This window comes from Thermobacillus sp. (assembly GCF_003390775.1).
In the GTDB taxonomy this organism is placed as follows: Bacteria; Bacillota; Bacilli; order Paenibacillales; family Paenibacillaceae; genus Thermobacillus; species Thermobacillus xylanilyticus.
The window spans coordinates 65,799-82,144 of record NZ_QEWA01000028.1; the positions used below are offsets into that span (position 1 = coordinate 65,799).

Here is a 16,346-nt window from a genome sequence, read left to right on the forward strand (position 1 = left end):
AATGGTCCGTACCGAGGCTCTCTTTTTCAGTCGCAGAGCATGCGGTCACCGGTGGTAAGGTGGATGAAATTTTGATAGACTGGAAGTACGTTATGACGTTATTACGGTTATAAAGTATAACAATTTAAACAAGAATCATACTGTAGAAAGGAGGAAACCAAAGCGATGGGTGTGACCAAATTGGCAAAAGACAAAAGTTTTGAGTCACGATACATTCGCAAAGTAGGGCGGATGGGAAACAGTCTGGGTGTCAGTCTGCCCAAAAACCTTGCGGATAAATTGAACATATCGCAAGGGGACGAGATCGAATTTTTTGAAAACGATCGCGGTGAAGTGGTGTTAAAGAAAGTGCGCGAAGGAAAACTGCCCGCCAATGTGCGTCCCGAAGTGCTGGAGGCTTTTTTCGAAGTATTTGAAGAGGATCGGGAAATTCTTGAAGATTTGAGGAATCGATGAGATGACCATTTTCCTGACCAAGGAAGAGATCATCGCGGCGCACTATTTTATCATGAGAAGAATGAATGACTCGGACCAGGCCGGCGTAAGGGATCACGGGCTGCTGGAATCCGCGGTGTATCGACCCATGCAGAGCGTGTCGGGAGAAGACGCTTATCCAACTCTATTTGACAAAGCAGCGGCGCTTATCGAGTCTTTGGTAAAAAATCATTGTTTTCATAATGGAAACAAACGGACGGCGTACACCGTCACGAAATCATTCCTCAGGATCAACGGGTTCCATCTGCAGATGGAACGCGGTTATGCCGTAGCGTTCGTCGTTGATATCGCAAAAGGGGCATATGATTTGAAAAAGATCGCTGAAATTTTTGAGAAACATGGCATCGAACGCCCCCATTGACACCTTTCCCGTTTCGGGTTGTCCTCTAGATAAAAATTGGACCACCCAATTGACCAATTTTCGGGGAAGGGCTGGAAAGAAACCGCTTATGGCGATCAAGAAAGTCAAATATCAAAGAGTCTATGAAAACGTGATCGAACAGATCAAAGAGATGATCATCGAAGGCAATCTGAAGCCGGGGGACCTCTTGCCGACCGAACGGGAGCTGGCGCAGGCGTTCGGCATCAGCCGGGGAACCCTTCGCGAAGCGTTCCGCATCCTGGAGCGGGAGAACCTGATCGAAACGAAGCCCGGCGGGGGCAGGTACCTGTCCCGTTCGATCGAGTCCGTCGATGATCAGAACCGGATTCTGGACAATATCGAACGCGCGACGATCATCGAGCTGCTCGAAGCGCGCGAAATTTTCGAGACGGGCATCGTCGAGCTGGCCTGCCAGCGGGCGACGGACGAGGATATCGCGGATATCGTCGCCGCGTTCGAGCGGTGGGGCGACGCGGACGAGGAAGATCATACGCGTCCGGACCAGGCGTTCCATCTGTCGATCGCGAAGGCGTCGCACAACGTCGTGCTCGTCAACATGATGGAGCTCCATATGGATCTGCTCCGCCGGACCTTGAGCAAGACGCTGCAGAATGCCGGCCGCCGCGAAGAGGTGTACAAGGAGCACCTGCAGATCGTCGAAGCGATCAAGCGGAGGGATGCCGAGCAGGCGAAGGCCGCGCTGCTGTACCACCTGGGCAAGGTCAAAGAGAACATTCTGGTGAGGCAGCTCGCTTGATGAAGTTTTCTTTTTTGCCAAAATTGGATCACCCAGCGATCCAATAGAAGTTCGTCGACGCCTGGTACGGAAGCGGCGGCAAGGAAATCACGGAGTACGCGAACGATCTGTTAAAATAAAAGCATGATCTTCGAGAGGGAGCCTGTGACGGATGACAACCTTTCAGGACCGGGTCAGAGGGGTCGCGGCCGGCGTCGCGCTGGGAGACGCGATGGGCGCGCCGGTCGAGAAGCTGACCTTCGCCCAGATTCAGCAGCAATATGGGAAAGTCGAGTCGATCATGACCAGATGGTACAAGGCGGATTGGGACGAGGAAGAACGATTTCGGCTGGACGGAGCTGGCGTCGGCGAGCTTCCCCTGGGAGCACGGCCGGACCTATGCCTTGAAAATGATCGTCCGGGGCGCTTCCCTGAAATTGTACGTGGATGATAAGCTGGTGGTGGAGGCGGAGGACGCGCAATACGCGCACGGCATGTACGGCGTTGCCTCGCTGCGGGACGCCGCGGGCAGCGTCGGCGAATTCCGCGTCATATCATTTACCGTACAGGACGGGATGGAACGATGAAGAAGATCGTCGTCGTCGGCAGCATCAATATGGATCTGGTGACGAATGTCGAGGCTTTCCCGCGGCCCGGGGAAACGATCCACAGTCTGGGCGTCGGCTACCAGCCGGGCGGCAAGGGGGCCAATCAGGCCGTGGCGGCCGCCCGCAGCGGCGCCAGCGTGCAGATGGTCGGTGCGGTCGGCACGGACAGCTTCGCGCAGACGCTGATCGACAATCTGGCGGGCAGCGGCGTGGATACCGCGGGCATTCTGCGCAAGGAAGGCCATTCGGGGCTGGCGATCATCACGGTGGACCGGTCGGGCGAGAACCATATCGTGCTGGCCGGCGGGAGCAACAAAGCGTTCGCGTTCGGCGAGATCGAAGGGCGGATCGCCTGGGACGAAGCCCATGCCGTCCTGCTGCAAAATGAAATCGACCGGGAGACCACCGCGGCGGTCATGCGGGAGGCGAAGCGGAGGGGCGTTCCCGTCTGGTTCAATCCCGCCCCGGCCGTAAAGCCGGAGCCGGAGCTGCTGCCGCTCATCGACACGTGCATCCTGAACGAGACGGAGATCGAGGTGATCACGGGCGCGAAAGTGTCCGGCGCGGAGGATGCGGAGCGGGCGGCCGGGCGGCTGCTTGAGGCCGGCGTGACGCAGGTGGTCGTCACCCTCGGCGACAAAGGCTGCGTCCGGGCCGGCCGGGACGGCGAATCCGTCCATGTGCCGGCCTTCAAGGTCCGGGCGGTGGACACGACGGCGGCGGGCGACACGTTCATCGGCGCCATGGCGGCGGCGTCAAGCGAAGGGAAGCCGGTGATGGAAGCGCTCAGGTTTGCGGCGGCCGCTTCGGCGTTGGCCGTTACCCGGCATGGTGCGCAGGCTTCGATTCCGTCCCGGGACGAGGTGGAGCGGCTGCTGTCCGGGTCACGTTCCTGTTGACGCTGCTGAGGTTCATTTTCGACCACCATGACAAAAAAAGAAAGTAACCGGTCCCCTGCCAAGGTTGACGGTCACTTTCTTCCGATTTCCATCCGGGGGAAGCGTTGACTCCCGTCCAGGATGAGGTTGTATGCCGGCTTAGAAGCTCATGACAATTTGAAACTTTTTTTCAAGCCGGATGGCTGCCGGTTCAGCGGCTGGGCGAAGGCCGGCCGACGAGCCGCGGCCCCGTGTACACGCGGGGATTCGGCTCGCCCGGGCGGATGGCGAGCCACGCCACGAGCGCCGAGACGGCTCCGGCTCCCGCCAGGCACCAGAACAGCGGATCGGCGTTCGGCCGGCCGAGCAGCGAGGCGGCCGGCGGACCGAGGGCGACGCCCGCAAAGCGCATGCTGCTGTAGAATGAGCCCACGGTGCCGCGCTGCGCCTCGTCGATCCCTTCGGTGATGAAAGCGTCGAGGCAGGGCAGGGCGGCGCCGATGCCGAGGCCGGCGGCGCTGAACAGGGCAAGCTGCAGCCAGATGCCGTCCGCGGCGGCGCAGGCGCCCGTCGCGCAGGCCGACAGCGCAAAGCCGGCCGTGGCGATCACCTTCATGCGGCGTTTCCGCTCGCCGATCAGCTTGCCCGTGACGTAGGAGGCCGTGCAGAGCACGGCGAGCGGGAGGGCGAGCACGGCGCCTTTCCACACGCCGTCCAGTCCGAGCCGGTCCTCGAGGGCATCCGACAGGTGGACGAGGCTGGCGAACAGGATGAACATGCCGAGCCCGCCGAGGGCGAAGACGGCGAAGAGCCACCGCCCTTTCTGCCGGAAGATGCGCCGCAGCGTGCGCAGAAACGCCGGCAGCGGCTGCGGCTCGTCCTTCTTCGCGGGTGCGCGGACCAGCAGGGCCACCAGCAGCACCGCGACCGCCGCGAAGACCGGAATGGCCGCAAACGGCGCGTACCAGGCCAGCATCGCGAGGACGGAGCCGATGATCGGGCTGAGCACTTTGCCGAAGGTATTCGAGGTTTCGATCAGGCCGAGACCTTCGCTCACCTGTTCCTTGCTCTTGAACATGTCGCCGACGAGCGGCATGACGATGGGCGCCGCTCCGGCGGCGCCGATGCCCTGCAGAATTCGTCCGGCCAGCAGGTACGGGTACGGGTGCTTGAGCCAGATGATGGCGGCGGTGCAGACGGCGCCGCCGATGCCGGCCAGGGCGAGGCACGGGAGGATGACGCGCTTCCGGCCGATCCGGTCCGACAGCCAGCCCGCGGGCGGGATGAAGAGGATCGCCATCACCGAGAAGACGGTGATGATCAGGCTGGTCTGAAGCGGCGTCAGCTCCAGCTTGCGCCGGATGGCCGGCAGCACGGGAATGAGCATCGAGTTGCCCAGCGTCATGATGAGCGGGATGGAACTGAGCGCGAGCAGCGCGCTTCGTTTGGTTCGGCTCACACCGGATCCTCCATTTCCGGGTCTTGTCGGGCATGTGCCGCATCCGGTCGACCGGTATGGTGCACAACAAACAAGGTTATCGTGCGCTGCGGGGGATGTTTTCATACAGTACAAAAAAGGACGAAGCCTGCATCGGCGGCGGACAATGTCCGGACAGCCGGCAGGCTTCAATGGTTTCTATATCCAGGTGAACACCGGTTCCTCGTCCGCGCAGCGGACGGGGATGTGCGGGAACGCGGCGGCAAGCCGCCTCGCGAGCAGGCGCATGCCCGCCGCCTCGCTCTCGGCGTGGCCGAGCACGATGACCGCCCGCGCCCGGCCTTGCCGCGCGGCGTCCCGGACGTATTCCGGCGTCTCCCATTCCGGGCCTTCGCCGCAGATGACGAGGTCAAGCCGCTCCTGCTCGAACAGCGGAATGGCGTTCGCTCCGCCGCCGCGATTGCCGACGAGCAGGCCGATCCGCCGGCAGGGGGCGCCGATGTCTCCGGCGACGCGGACGACGGGCAGGCCGAGGCGCCGCTTCAATTCATCGGCGACCGCCCGGACGGTCGTCACTTCCCGCTCGATGACCGCCGCCGCCGGCAGATGCCGGACCGCAAAGCGCGTCCAATCCAGTGCTTCAATCAGGCCTTCGGCGATGCCATCCGGACTGTACCGGTGGATGTGGTCGTGGAGCCGATAAATCGCCAGTCCCGCCTCGAGGATGAAGTTTTTTTTCGCTTGGTAAACCGGATCTTCTTCGAGGGTCCTCGCAAATTCGGCGTGGTGGCTGTAAAACGGGCCTTCGTGGGCGATGACGAGATTGGCACCCGCCGCGTGCGCTTCCTCCAGCGCCCGCTGCGTCGGCATGAACGCCGTCACGATGCCCGTCACTTCCGCCTCCGGATCGCCGAAGAGCAGCTCATCCACCGTCTGTCCGAGCTGTCCGGCAGGCGCCGTCAGCGCGGTGATCACGTCCCCGACGGTCGTGCGCATCGGCCGGCTCTCCTCCCGTGCATTCAAATCAGACGAGGTCGCAGGCTTCGACCGGCATCCAGTGCGGGTCCTTGCCGTCCCACTTCACGTTGCAGCCGATCGGGTTCGTCAGCGGCACGGCGACCGGCCGGCCGGCGATGACGTCCGCGAGCGCGTTGTCGAGGTCGTTCACGGTCATCTGCGACGTGTCGCGCGGATTGTCCACGCCGCGGCCCGTGTAGACCAGCTTGCGGTTCTCGTCGAAGACGTAGAAATGCGGCGTCCGGAGCGCGCCGTACGCCTTCGCGACTTCCTGTGTCTCGTCGCGCAGATAAACCCAGGGGAAACGGTGTTCTTCCATGCGCTTGACCATGTTCTCGAAGGAGTCTTCCGGCTTCGTATTCTCGCTGTTCGAGTTGATGCCGACGAAGCGGACGCCGTGCGGCTCATACTTGAGCGCGGTCGCGCGGGTCACTTCGTCCGAGCCGATGACATACGGGCAATGGTTGCATGTGAAAAAGATGACCAGCACGCGCGCGTCCTTGAAGTCATCCAGCGACCAGGTGCGGCCGTCCGTTGCGGGCAGGCGGAAATCGGGGGCCTGCTCGCCGATCTGCAGTGTGAAAGCCATGGTTATCACCCTCCTTGCCGCCCATTATACAGCAATTCCGGCGGTTTGTAATGCGGCGCTCGGGCCGGAACATTTCAATTGAGCTGCCGGGGATCGGCGGTGACGAAGGAAGCGGTCCTCCGAACGGGGACCGCTTCCTTCGTGTGTGTGTTGATGGATTATGCCAAGGGTGGCTTGCACGTCAGACGGCTTTGGGCGCCGCATCCGTCGTGCCGCCGCCGAGGGTGTCCTTGCGGCGGAAGATTTTCTTCCAGCCTGCCCGCAGGATCGGCATCAGCCAACGGTCGAGGCCGAACGCTCCGGCGTTGGCGCCGCCGATGAAGATCAGCGCGCCCAGCAGCACCATCCACGGGTTCGTGCTTACGGTTCCGGCGAAGAGGAACAGGAAGTTGAGCATCAGGCCGAAGAAGGCGGCCGCCGTCGTCAGTGCGCCGAGGATGAGGCCGAGGCCGATCAGGAACTCGCCCACCGGGATCAGGAAGTTGATCAGCTTGACGTTCGGCAGCGCGAAGTGCTCAATGAACGCCGTGTACGTCGGGTAGACCGCCGCGCCGGTCGCCTTGTCGGCGACGGGGTTTTCGACCGCCCGGGTCAGGAAGCCGGCGGCGTCGAACCCGCCGGTCATTTTGTGCCAGCCGGCCTCGAGCCACATCCAGCCGATGTACAACCGAAGCAGAAGGAGCGCGCCCGCTGCATAAACATTTTCTCGCCAGAATTTCATCATGACCGTTCACTCCTTATGAAGATTGATCCGGAAGCAAAACGCCGATTGGAATCGACTTGCCGGTTCGGGATGTTCGTTCATTGCCGATCGGTGGATGGCCGGGACCGCTGCATCGCTGATCCTCTCCCTTGCTTGCCGCGCCGGTTCGGCTGCGGATGATTGATCTTGTTCTTTACGTCTTCAGTGTAATATGGATGGCACGCAAAGTATGTGATAAAAATCACAAATATCGTGAAAAATTTCACAATAGGCGGATTTTTTTTGTGCGAGCCCGTTTGACCCTGTGCGCCGCGGATGGTAGACTCGTGGGTAAAAAAGGCAGGAGGGACGCGGCATGACGGTGCACGCAATCGAGGCGGAGACGCTGGACGGCAGGCAGGTTTCACTCTCCGATTACGCGGGCAAGGTGCTGCTCATCGTGAATACGGCCAGCGCCTGCGGGTTGACGCCGCAATATGAAGGGCTGCAGCAGCTGTACGACCGGTTCAGGGACAGGGGCTTTGAAGTGCTGGGGTTTCCCTGCAACCAGTTCGGGGGGCAGGAGCCGGGCACGCATGAGGAAATCCGCGCGTTCTGCACGCGGAATTACGGCGTGACGTTCCCGATGTTCGCGAAGGTGGACGTGCGCGGCGAAGGGGCGCATCCGCTGTTCAAGCATCTGACCGGCGGCGACGATGAGCGGATTCCGTGGAATTTCACGAAGTTTCTCGTCGACCGCGATGGGCGGCTGGTGCGCCGGTACGAGCCGAAGGTGACGCCGGATCAGCTGGCCGGGGACATCGAGGCGCTGCTGTAGCGTTTTTCGTTCGGGGGTGTGGCAAGGTGACGGAGATTCTGGTCGTCTTCACCGGCGGCACGATCGGCAGCCGGCAGTCCGGCGCGGTCGTCGACGTCGACAGCGGCACAGGCAATGCGCTGCTTGAGCGTTACCGGGAGTCTGCGGGCCCCTGGGCGGCGGAGATCCGCTTCGATACGGCGCAGCCGATGACGCTGCTCAGCGAGAATATGATGCCGGTGCATTGGCTGGCGCTTGTCCGTTGCCTGCGCGAGCGGCTCGAAGCGGAGCCGGAGCGCTTCGCGGGCGCGATCGTCACGCACGGCTCGGACACGCTGCCGTACACGGCGGCGATGCTCGGCTATGCGCTCGCGGACGTCCGGCTGCCGGTCGTGTTGACGGCGGCGAACCGTCCGCTCGAAGATCCGCGCAGCAACGGGCTGCGGAACTTCGCCGCAGCGGTCGATTTCATCGTGGACGCGGCGCTGCCCGGCGTCTATGCGGTTTTCGAGAACGACCGGGGCGAGATGCCGGTCATGCTCGGCACGCGGATGGCGGAGGCCCGCCCGTTCGACGACCAGTTCGCGCCGACGTACGGCGCGCCGCTCGGGCATATGCTGGACGGCCGGTTCGTGCCGCACGAGCACGCGGTGAACCCGCCGGTGGCGGCGCTGCGCGCGGTGCGCAAGCCCGGCTTGCCGCCGGAGCGGCTCGGCTTCGCGACGGATATCGTCTATATCCGTCCGTATCCCGGCCTCGACTACGGCCTGTACGACTTCGAACGGCTGCCGCGCAGGCCCGCGGCGGTGCTGCACGGCCTGTACCATTCGGCGACGGCGTGCAGCGCGGCTGCCGGCGCGTACGAGTCGTCGCTGCCCGCGTTCGCGGCGCGGTGCGCCGCGCTCGGCATCGACGTCTGGCTCGCGCCGGTCAAGGCGGCGGACAGCGCGCGCTACCGCTCGGCGCACGAGATCGCCGAGGCGGGCGTGCGGGGCCTCGCGCGCATCGTGCCGGAGGCGGCCCTGGTCAAGCTGATGGCCGCCTACGGCACGTACCCGGGGCGGGATCCGGAGACGGTGCGGGAGCGGGAAGCGTTCCTGGCCCGGAATGTGTTTTTCGAGCATCACGAGGGCGGGGATTGGTGAGCCGAAGCGCGTACCCCCTTATTTTTCCGCGGAGAATTGTGTATCATAAATAGGATAAGATGTTGTGCGCTCGCCCAAGAGGCGGCGCCAGCCGTTTTATTTGCGCCGGAAAGGTTGGTCTGAGTGGAGAACATGACGTCTTCGAACTTCATCCGCACCATTGTGGAACGGGATTTGCAGGAGGGCAGGGTCAAAACCGTCGTCACCCGTTTCCCGCCCGAGCCGAATGGCTATCTGCACATCGGCCACGCCCGGGCGATCATCATCAACTTCGACATCGCCGACGCCTACGGTGGCCGCACCCATCTGCGCTTCGACGACACGAACCCGACGAAGGAAGACGTGGAATACGTCGAGGCGATCAAGCGGGACATCGAGTGGCTCGGGTTTGAATGGGACGCCCTCTATTATGCTTCGGACTATTTCGAGGAAATGTACAACCGTGCGGTGCTTCTGATCAAGAAAGGGCTCGCCTATGTCGACGACCAGACGCAGGAAGAGATCCGGGCGACGCGCGGGACGCTGACCGAGCCGGGCATCGAGAGCCCGTACCGGAACCGCAGCGTGGAGGAGAACCTCGACCTGTTCGAGCGGATGCGGAGGGGCGAGTTCAAGGACGGCGAGCGGGTGCTGCGCGCGAAGGTGGACATGAAGTCGCCGAACATCAACATGCGCGACCCGGTCATTTACCGTGTGCTGCATGCGCATCACCACAACACCGGGGACAAGTGGTGCATTTATCCGATGTATACGTTCGCCCATCCGCTGGAGGACGCGATCGAAGGGGTCACCCATTCGCTCTGCTCGCTCGAGTTCGAAGATCAGCGGCCCTTCTACGACTGGGTCATCCGGGAGTGCGAGATGGAATCGCAGCCGCGCCAGTACGAGTTCGCGAAGCTGCAGATCAAGGGCGCGATCATCGGCAAGCGGTACATCAAGCAGCTCGTGGAAGCCGGCGTGCTGGACGGCTGGGATGACCCGCGCGTGTACACGCTGAGCGGGCTCCGGCGGCGCGGCTATACGCCGGAGGCGATCCGGGCGTTCGTCCGCGAGACCGGGGTGTCGAAGAGCGCCGGCGTCGTCGATCCGCGGATGCTGGAGCATTTTGTCCGGGAGGATCTGAAGCTGAAGGCGCCGCGCACGATGGCGGTCATGCGGCCGCTCAAAGTCGTCATCACGAACTACCCGGAAGGTCAGATCGAATGGCTCCCCGCGGAGAACAACGCCGAGAACCCGGAGATGGGCGAGCGGCAGATTCCGTTTTCCCGGGAGATCTACATCGAGCAGGACGACTTCATGGAAAATCCGCCCGCGAAGTATCACCGGCTCTATCCGGGGAACGAAGTGCGGCTGAAGCACGCGTACTTCATCAAGTGCGAGGAAGTCGTGAAGGACGCAAGCGGCAACGTGATCGAGCTGCGCTGCACCTACGATCCGGAGACGAAGAGCGGCTCCGGGTTCACGGGGCGGAAGGTGAAGGGGACAATCCACTGGGTCGAGGCATCGCATGCGGTGCCGGCGGAGTTCCGGCTGTTCGAGCCGCTGCTGCTGGATGAGAACGCCGTGGACGAGGAGCCCGAGGCCGGAGCAGGCGAAGAGAACGGGGACGCCGCGCCGGCGGAAGACCGGTCGCTGCTCTCGCGGATCAACCCGAACTCGCTCCAGGTGCTGCACGGGTTCGTCGAGCCGAACATGAAGGACGTCGAGCCGCAGCAGAAGTTCCAATTCTTCCGGCACGGGTATTTCAACGTCGACCCGAAGCTGTCGGCGCCCGGCAAGCCGGTGTTCAACCGCATCGTATCGCTGAAGAGTTCGTTTGAGGTGAAATAACGGGTTGGTCATGGCCCGGGCCGGCAAGCTTGTTCTGTCAACGCTTGCGGTTCGGGCTTTTGCAAAAGATAAGAATTTATAAGTTTCACACTTATCATCAGCTTATCTTTCATCGCAAAACGGACGCGCCTGCCCATGAGGGACGGCGCCAGCCGTTTTTGCTTGTTCTATGATAGACTGGAAGAAACAAACATGAATGGTCATAGAATCCTGACAAAAAAGGATGGCGATCATGACGATTGTCGTAACAGGAGGCGCCGGCTACATCGGCAGCCATACGTGCGTCGAACTGCTGAACGCGGGGTATGATGTCGCGGTGGTGGACAATCTGACGAACAGCCATGTTGAAGCGGTTCGACGGGTCGAGGAGATTACGGGGCGGAAGGTGTCGTTTTATCAGGTTGATTTGCTGGACAAGCCCGCGCTGGAGCAAGTGTTCCGCGAGCATGAGGTCGAGGCGGTCATTCACTTCGCCGCGCTGAAGGCCGTCGGCGAGTCGGTCGAGAAACCGCTTGAGTATTATTGGAATAATATCGCGGGCACCATCCAGCTCTGTCAGACGATGCGGCAGTTCGGGGTGAAAAAGATCGTCTACAGCTCGTCCGCAACCGTCTATGCCGCATCCGACTCGCCGCGCGCGCTCACCGAGGATTCGCCGCTCGGACCGATCAATCCGTACGGCCGGACGAAGTGGATGGGCGAGCTCATTCTGCGCGATCTGCATGCGGCCGATCCGGAGTGGGGGATCGCGGTGCTTCGCTACTTCAACCCGGTCGGGGCGCATCCAAGCGGGCGGATCGGAGAGGACCCGGAGGGCATTCCGAATAATCTGATGCCCTACATCTCCCAGGTCGCCGTCGGCCGGCGGGAACGGCTGAACGTGTTCGGGGGTGACTACCCGACGGCGGACGGGACGGGGGTCCGGGATTACATCCACGTCGTCGACCTGGCGGATGGCCATCTGAAGGCGCTGGACAAAATTCTCACCAATCCGGGATACCACGTCTACAACCTCGGCACGGGGCGGGGGTACAGCGTGCTGGAAATGGTGGCCGCGTTCGAGCGGGTCAGCGGCCGGCCGATCCCGTACACCATCGTGGGCCGTCGGCCGGGCGACGTCGCGGTCTGCTACGCCGATCCGTCCGCCGCGCGCGAAGGGCTGGGCTGGGCGGCCGTGAGGGGCATCGACGAGATGTGCGCCGACGCCTGGCGCTGGCAGCGGCAGAATCCGAACGGGTACGGCAGCGGGGAATAAATATTAGGAACAAAAAAAGAGAGACCCGGAGGGTCTCTCCTTTTTGTTGGACGATCATCCGATCAGATGAAGTCAGCGTTGTTCAGCAGGCGGATGATCATCACAGCAGCTTCTGCACGGGTAGCCGTAGCGTTCGGCGAAACCGTATTAGCGGTCGTGCCTGCTACAACACCAGATTCGATTGCTGCCGCGAGTTCCGCTCTTGCCCAGCTGCCGATCTGACCTGCGTCCTTGAAGCCAGCCAGCACAGCTGCAACTTCCGAGTTCGACAGATCGATTTCAACGCCTGCCAGCTCTTGGGCGCGAACGACCATAGCAGCCAGCTCTTGGCGCGTAATCTTGTCCGTCGGACGGAACTTGCCGGTGCCGTCGCCCTTGACGATGCCTGCTTCTGCAGCAGCTGCTACAGCTTCAGCATACCAAGCGGACGAAGCGACATCGGAGAAGCTAGCTTCGCCGGAAGCCTGGAGTCCGAGTGCGCGGACGATCATCGCGGCGAATTCCGCACGCGTGACATCACGCTTCGGCTCGAACTTGCCAGCGCCGGTGCCGTTGACGATCAGCTTGTTCGCCAGCGTGTGAATGTCCTTGACACCCCAGTGGTTCCGCAGGTCCGAGAAGGACTTCGGAGCCACATCGATGATGGCGTAGATCGAGTTGGAGTTGCTGAAGAATGCAGCATCCTCCTCGCCAACCTTCGTCGGGATCGGGTTCACCGAGTTACCCTTGATCCGTACAGCGACGAGGTTGTCGCCTTCACCCGTCAGGTTCAGGGTACGCTTCACAAACTTGCTGAACTTGTTGATTTCAACCGACTTGTCGCCAGCTACGGCTTCAAGCTTGAAATCGACGATCGCGGATACAGCCTCACCGCCTGCCGACTCGATGGCTGCTTCGGCTGCTGCCTTGGCTGCGCCTTCCAGTTCGGCAATCGTCACGACGATCCAGAGATCATCGATCGAAACGCCCAGCTCTTCAGCCAGCGCTTCCAGGTCGAGCTCGTCCAGAGGCAGTTCATACGAGCCGAGCGGCGAAACAATCGTTACGACACCGCCTACCGTCAGAGCGGAAGCCGGAAGCTTCGCAACTTCGCCAGTGATCTCGACAATCGCAGAACCGCTCTCCAGTGCCTTCTTCAGCGCGTTGGCGTCAACCGTGCCGTCCGGATTGGCTTTCACTACACCGTCAGCCGGGTTCGTGTCACCACCGCCAATGCCGCCGAAGATCGGAGGAACTACTACGCCTGCATAAACATAAGCGCCCTCATATACGCTGGATGCTGCACCTTCGTAATAGTACCGGATATTCAGCGGGAAGTATGTAGCGCCGTATGTCGACGCATCTACTTCGATGCTGTAGTAATAGTGATCGTTGTTCGGATCGAAGTAGAGATACGTGACAGATACGCTCGTATCCAAGCGATTGCCGTCCTTATCGTAAACAGCAATTACCGGCGATACACCTTCACCGTGATACGTATCGGTATACACGGTGCCCGTTACTTTTTTGGCGATGGCATTGTGCGTCAGGTTGATAAAACCTTTCGCAGCAAAAGCCGCAATCGGGAACAGCATCGATGCGATCATGAAGAACGCTACGAGTGCAGCAGTTTTGCGTTGGACCAATGCTTTCATTCATTTTCACCTCCTTTCGAGTCAATTACAAAGAACAACACTATTATATTGCACAAATTGTCGAAATGGAAGTGAATTGGAACGGATTATTATTCATAGATTCGAACCCAAATTTCACAATGACCGGCAGTTACTGTAAGAGCGAATCCAGATACATTTTCTCTTTCGGATCGGCTTCCACCAAGCGATTCAGTAATTCGGCATCCGATTGCCCCAACATATGCAGAGCTGCCAGATAGTAACGAACGCCAATCCTATTGTATACATCACTCAAATCATTTTCAACCATTGGTTTTAACATAGAAACAGCATCTTCATAACGATCTTGCCCAAATAAAATTTGCCCTACTGCTTGTCTAATGAAAGGCGTGACGTCGAAGTCACGTCCTTGAGACTGCTCCTTTGGCAATAACGCCAACAACTGCTTACGTCGCAGGACCTCCTCATAGAGTTCCATACCCCGTTTCCAATAGGTCTGTGCTTTGACAAGATCAGAGTCCTTCACACTGTTTCCGTTAACCGCATATTCCATGATCGCGGCTTCATAGAACTTGATGTCCCAAGGGAATTTCGAGATGCCTTCTTCCAGAGCCTCTATCGATTCATTATACTCTCCCAAATCCTTATGGTTGCGGTATTCAGACAAAATGATCTGGCGATCATAAGGCTCGGTTGATTTGATCTGCTCAATTAATTCCTTTGCCTGCAATGCATAAGAACGATCACCGGTCTGGTGGTAGGCTTGCCCCAGCCAGTCAATCTTGGTGACAAGATAAGCCGGGTGCCGGGGCGAAAAGGAAATGGCCTGATCCAGCGGAACAAGCAACTCGTCCAGCGGCGGCTGCTCATGTATTGCCATATAGATTGCACGATTAAAATATTGGCTTCCGGCATACTCTTGGTAGGCTTGGACGATTAAGACGAGGGTTACTACAGCCAACGCTCCATGGTACAAGATTCGCGTATAGGAAGAAATTTTGGACGTCATGAACGTCAAGGAGATCTTTTTATCGTAGACCGCCCCCATAACGCCTACTGAGAAGAAAACCAAACCCGCGATATAAACATAGCTCATGTCAAAGTCGATCAGGCTGTGCGCGAGCAATGTGAAAGCCAGAATGAAAAAGATGAAATGGCCCGGCTGCCGCTCTCTTTCCCGCCAATAATTAATCAGGTAACGAAAGAAGATGACGCCCAGCAAGAGCAGCAGTATCGAAAAGCCTACCCAACCGATCTCGACAAGCGTCTGTGCGAAGAAGCTATGCGTCTGCCGGCTGACATACGGGTTGTTCTGGTATTTCTCGTACAGCGCACTCCAACCGCCTCCGCCGGAGCCAAAAAGCGGATAGTCGGATGTCAGTTTCAGCGCATCGACATAGAACGTCTTCCGTTCAAGTACACTATGCTGTTGAAAGTTAATATTTTGAAGTCTTTCGGCGATGCTTGAGGGCAGGATGGAACTCGCAATCCCGGTTCCAAGCATCAACAGAAGTCCGACAATGCCGGCTCCTCCCAAACCGACGGGGACAATATATGGTGCGAATTTCCGGCCGGACAGTGCGGATAATCGATTCTCCAGCCACGAGTATCGTGCCCGGATTCCCCAGACAAGGAGCGAGCATATAAGCGATCCGAGCAGCAGGATCAATGCGGTCTGCCACACCAGCGAATCCTGCACGGACAACAAGTTCGCTGGCTCCCCTTCTGCCTTGGGCATGACAATTTGAGCAATTTGAATATACCGCTCGGTAATCGGACTCAAGGTGAATACGGTCACGAGCGCCGAGCCGATGAAAGTGATGACAAATGCAACCTGGCGATCCAGACGCAAGAAGAAGAGAATGACCAGAACCAGGAGCGGAATGAAGATCAATGCCCCGCGGGAATAGGTCAGCATCAGCGACATCCAGATGGGTGCAAGCATTGCGGCATTGGCCAACGCAAGCCATGTTCGCTTGGCGTTGATAGACATGAACAGAGCACCCATAAGCAGAGCAAGCAGAAAACCGGCGTACGTGTTGGAATATTGGAATACAGATGTAAGCCGGTAAGTTCCGCTGGTAAACCAAATGGCATCTTTCGTGTATACCAGCCCCAGCATAATACCGGTGCCATAGAGAACGATTGCATATCCGGATAACAAAAGTGCGCATTGAAGGGCCTCAAGGGAGCGAGGAGTTGTTCCCAAGTATAAGCCCATGATAAATTGACATGCCAGCAAGGACGTAATAAGTACCATTAAGATCGCATTATGATAAGATGCGGCCTGGAAGGAAGAAATCCAATAAAAAAGAGGAATCAACAAAATTCCTAAGGAATAAATTGCGGAAATTTGATCAACCTTCCATATGAAAAACAATCGTGCGATCATTAAAAAGAACAAGGCGAATACAAAGAGCATTGCTTCATATATTGCTGGTTCAAACTCGTAAGAAAAGCTATTAAACAGGCCGCGACTGTAAGGAAAAAAAATAAAAAAAATCGAAATACCAATAATTAAAGCGCTGTGAAGAAGCGAGAAATCGCTAAATTTAAGGTGATCCTTTTTACTTGAAATTTTCTTCATTCGCAAGACTCCCTACAAAAATTTGAAATAGAATTCAAAGCCAATTGACGCTCAAAATTTAATGTTGCCGCACATCCTATTTTATAGCTCATTGAAGTTGTTTACTCAACTTTCGCAGCATGAAATAGGCAGATAAGCCTTGATGTCATTGGGCAGAGCAGCAATCCACTCCTTGAGTTGACGCTGAATAAACGCCGAAAGCTTTTTGCCTGCTTTTGCAGCGACTTCATGGATCAAATCGACCAATTGCTGTAACGCTGCGACCCAGTCCACC

At 58.9% G+C, this 16,346-nt stretch carries 16 protein-coding genes and 1 pseudogene; 10 read left to right on the forward strand and 7 right to left on the reverse strand.

Annotated elements, in window-relative coordinates:
- The first annotated feature begins 165 nt into the window (after positions 1-165).
- The 6 genes from C6W55_RS04130 to rbsK all read left to right on the forward strand — a co-directional run bounded on the left by C6W55_RS04130 (position 166) and on the right by rbsK (position 3,120).
- On the forward strand, positions 166-456 hold the full coding sequence (locus tag C6W55_RS04130; RefSeq protein WP_286891617.1) for an AbrB/MazE/SpoVT family DNA-binding domain-containing protein: 291 nt from the start codon (positions 166-168) through the stop codon (positions 454-456).
- 1 nt (position 457) lies between these two features.
- Positions 458-856, forward strand: coding sequence for a type II toxin-antitoxin system death-on-curing family toxin (locus C6W55_RS04135; RefSeq protein WP_286891618.1), 399 nt, complete (start codon positions 458-460; stop codon positions 854-856).
- Positions 857-944: 88 nt separating this feature from the next.
- Complete coding sequence (locus C6W55_RS04140) at positions 945-1,634, forward strand: FadR/GntR family transcriptional regulator (RefSeq protein WP_286891619.1); 690 nt, start codon at positions 945-947, stop codon at positions 1,632-1,634.
- A gap of 151 nt (positions 1,635-1,785) precedes the next feature.
- Positions 1,786-2,064 (forward strand): ADP-ribosylglycohydrolase family protein, encoded by a 279-nt coding sequence (locus C6W55_RS04145; protein WP_286891621.1) that lies wholly within the window; start codon positions 1,786-1,788, stop codon positions 2,062-2,064.
- On the forward strand, positions 2,051-2,200 hold the full coding sequence (locus C6W55_RS04150) for a hypothetical protein (RefSeq protein ID WP_286891622.1): 150 nt from the start codon (positions 2,051-2,053) through the stop codon (positions 2,198-2,200). The genes C6W55_RS04145 and C6W55_RS04150 overlap by 14 nt, the downstream gene beginning before the upstream one ends.
- Positions 2,197-3,120 (forward strand): ribokinase, encoded by a 924-nt coding sequence (rbsK, locus tag C6W55_RS04155; RefSeq protein WP_286891624.1) that lies wholly within the window; start codon positions 2,197-2,199, stop codon positions 3,118-3,120. The genes C6W55_RS04150 and rbsK overlap by 4 nt, the downstream gene beginning before the upstream one ends.
- A gap of 190 nt (positions 3,121-3,310) precedes the next feature.
- On the opposite strand, the gene C6W55_RS04160 is transcribed toward rbsK, so the two are convergent.
- From C6W55_RS04160 to C6W55_RS04175, 4 genes are all read right to left on the reverse strand, one after another.
- Complete coding sequence (locus C6W55_RS04160; RefSeq protein WP_286891626.1) at positions 3,311-4,558, reverse strand: MFS transporter; 1,248 nt, start codon at positions 4,556-4,558, stop codon at positions 3,311-3,313.
- 177 nt (positions 4,559-4,735) lie between these two features.
- Positions 4,736-5,533 carry a Nif3-like dinuclear metal center hexameric protein gene (locus C6W55_RS04165; protein ID WP_286891627.1) on the reverse strand — a complete coding sequence of 266 codons (798 nt, stop codon included), beginning with the start codon at positions 5,531-5,533 and terminating at the stop codon, positions 4,736-4,738.
- A gap of 28 nt (positions 5,534-5,561) precedes the next feature.
- The gene (locus C6W55_RS04170; RefSeq protein WP_286891629.1) at positions 5,562-6,143 is read right to left on the reverse strand and encodes a thioredoxin family protein; all 582 of its coding nucleotides are present in this window, start codon (positions 6,141-6,143) and stop codon (positions 5,562-5,564) included.
- A 181-nt stretch (positions 6,144-6,324) separates the two neighbouring features.
- Entirely contained in the window at positions 6,325-6,867 is a 543-nt protein-coding gene (locus C6W55_RS04175) for a DoxX family protein (protein ID WP_015256645.1), read from the reverse strand.
- A gap of 334 nt (positions 6,868-7,201) precedes the next feature.
- Between C6W55_RS04175 and C6W55_RS04180 the strand changes: the two genes are divergently transcribed.
- From C6W55_RS04180 to galE, 4 genes are all read left to right on the forward strand, one after another.
- Positions 7,202-7,663, forward strand: coding sequence for a glutathione peroxidase (locus C6W55_RS04180; RefSeq protein WP_286891633.1), 462 nt, complete (start codon positions 7,202-7,204; stop codon positions 7,661-7,663).
- 26 nt (positions 7,664-7,689) lie between these two features.
- Positions 7,690-8,787 carry an asparaginase gene (locus C6W55_RS04185; protein ID WP_286891635.1) on the forward strand — a complete coding sequence of 366 codons (1,098 nt, stop codon included), beginning with the start codon at positions 7,690-7,692 and terminating at the stop codon, positions 8,785-8,787.
- 132 nt (positions 8,788-8,919) lie between these two features.
- Complete coding sequence (locus C6W55_RS04190) at positions 8,920-10,617, forward strand: glutamine--tRNA ligase/YqeY domain fusion protein (RefSeq protein WP_483316348.1); 1,698 nt, start codon at positions 8,920-8,922, stop codon at positions 10,615-10,617.
- Positions 10,618-10,849: 232 nt separating this feature from the next.
- On the forward strand, positions 10,850-11,872 hold the full coding sequence (gene galE, locus C6W55_RS04195) for a UDP-glucose 4-epimerase GalE (RefSeq protein ID WP_286891639.1): 1,023 nt from the start codon (positions 10,850-10,852) through the stop codon (positions 11,870-11,872).
- 62 nt (positions 11,873-11,934) lie between these two features.
- Here galE and C6W55_RS04200 read toward each other — a convergent pair whose 3' ends face one another.
- From C6W55_RS04200 to C6W55_RS18255, 3 genes and pseudogenes are all read right to left on the reverse strand, one after another.
- The gene (locus C6W55_RS04200) at positions 11,935-13,506 is read right to left on the reverse strand and encodes an S-layer homology domain-containing protein (RefSeq protein ID WP_286891640.1); all 1,572 of its coding nucleotides are present in this window, start codon (positions 13,504-13,506) and stop codon (positions 11,935-11,937) included.
- A gap of 130 nt (positions 13,507-13,636) precedes the next feature.
- Positions 13,637-16,072 (reverse strand): O-antigen ligase family protein, encoded by a 2,436-nt coding sequence (locus C6W55_RS04205; protein WP_286891642.1) that lies wholly within the window; start codon positions 16,070-16,072, stop codon positions 13,637-13,639.
- 105 nt (positions 16,073-16,177) lie between these two features.
- Positions 16,178-16,346, reverse strand: a pseudogene (locus C6W55_RS18255) (IS4 family transposase); the annotation flags it as partial.

Bases quoted from the DNA above. Each gene is read 5' to 3' on its own strand.
- C6W55_RS04200 (WP_286891640.1), bottom strand. From the start codon at position 13,506: ATGAAAGCATTGGTCCAACGCAAAACTGCTGCACTCGTAGCGTTCTTC.
- C6W55_RS04130 (WP_286891617.1), top strand. From the start codon at position 166: ATGGGTGTGACCAAATTGGCAAAAGACAAAAGTTTTGAGTCACGATAC.
- C6W55_RS04205 (WP_286891642.1), bottom strand. From the start codon at position 16,072: ATGAAGAAAATTTCAAGTAAAAAGGATCACCTTAAATTTAGCGATTTC.
- C6W55_RS04165 (WP_286891627.1), bottom strand. From the start codon at position 5,533: ATGCGCACGACCGTCGGGGACGTGATCACCGCGCTGACGGCGCCTGCC.
- C6W55_RS04135 (WP_286891618.1), top strand. From the start codon at position 458: ATGACCATTTTCCTGACCAAGGAAGAGATCATCGCGGCGCACTATTTT.
- C6W55_RS04140 (WP_286891619.1), top strand. From the start codon at position 945: ATGGCGATCAAGAAAGTCAAATATCAAAGAGTCTATGAAAACGTGATC.
- C6W55_RS04190 (WP_483316348.1), top strand. From the start codon at position 8,920: ATGACGTCTTCGAACTTCATCCGCACCATTGTGGAACGGGATTTGCAG.
- galE (WP_286891639.1), top strand. From the start codon at position 10,850: ATGACGATTGTCGTAACAGGAGGCGCCGGCTACATCGGCAGCCATACG.
- C6W55_RS04145 (WP_286891621.1), top strand. From the start codon at position 1,786: ATGACAACCTTTCAGGACCGGGTCAGAGGGGTCGCGGCCGGCGTCGCG.
- C6W55_RS04170 (WP_286891629.1), bottom strand. From the start codon at position 6,143: ATGGCTTTCACACTGCAGATCGGCGAGCAGGCCCCCGATTTCCGCCTG.
- C6W55_RS04175 (WP_015256645.1), bottom strand. From the start codon at position 6,867: ATGATGAAATTCTGGCGAGAAAATGTTTATGCAGCGGGCGCGCTCCTT.
- rbsK (WP_286891624.1), top strand. From the start codon at position 2,197: ATGAAGAAGATCGTCGTCGTCGGCAGCATCAATATGGATCTGGTGACG.
- C6W55_RS04180 (WP_286891633.1), top strand. From the start codon at position 7,202: ATGACGGTGCACGCAATCGAGGCGGAGACGCTGGACGGCAGGCAGGTT.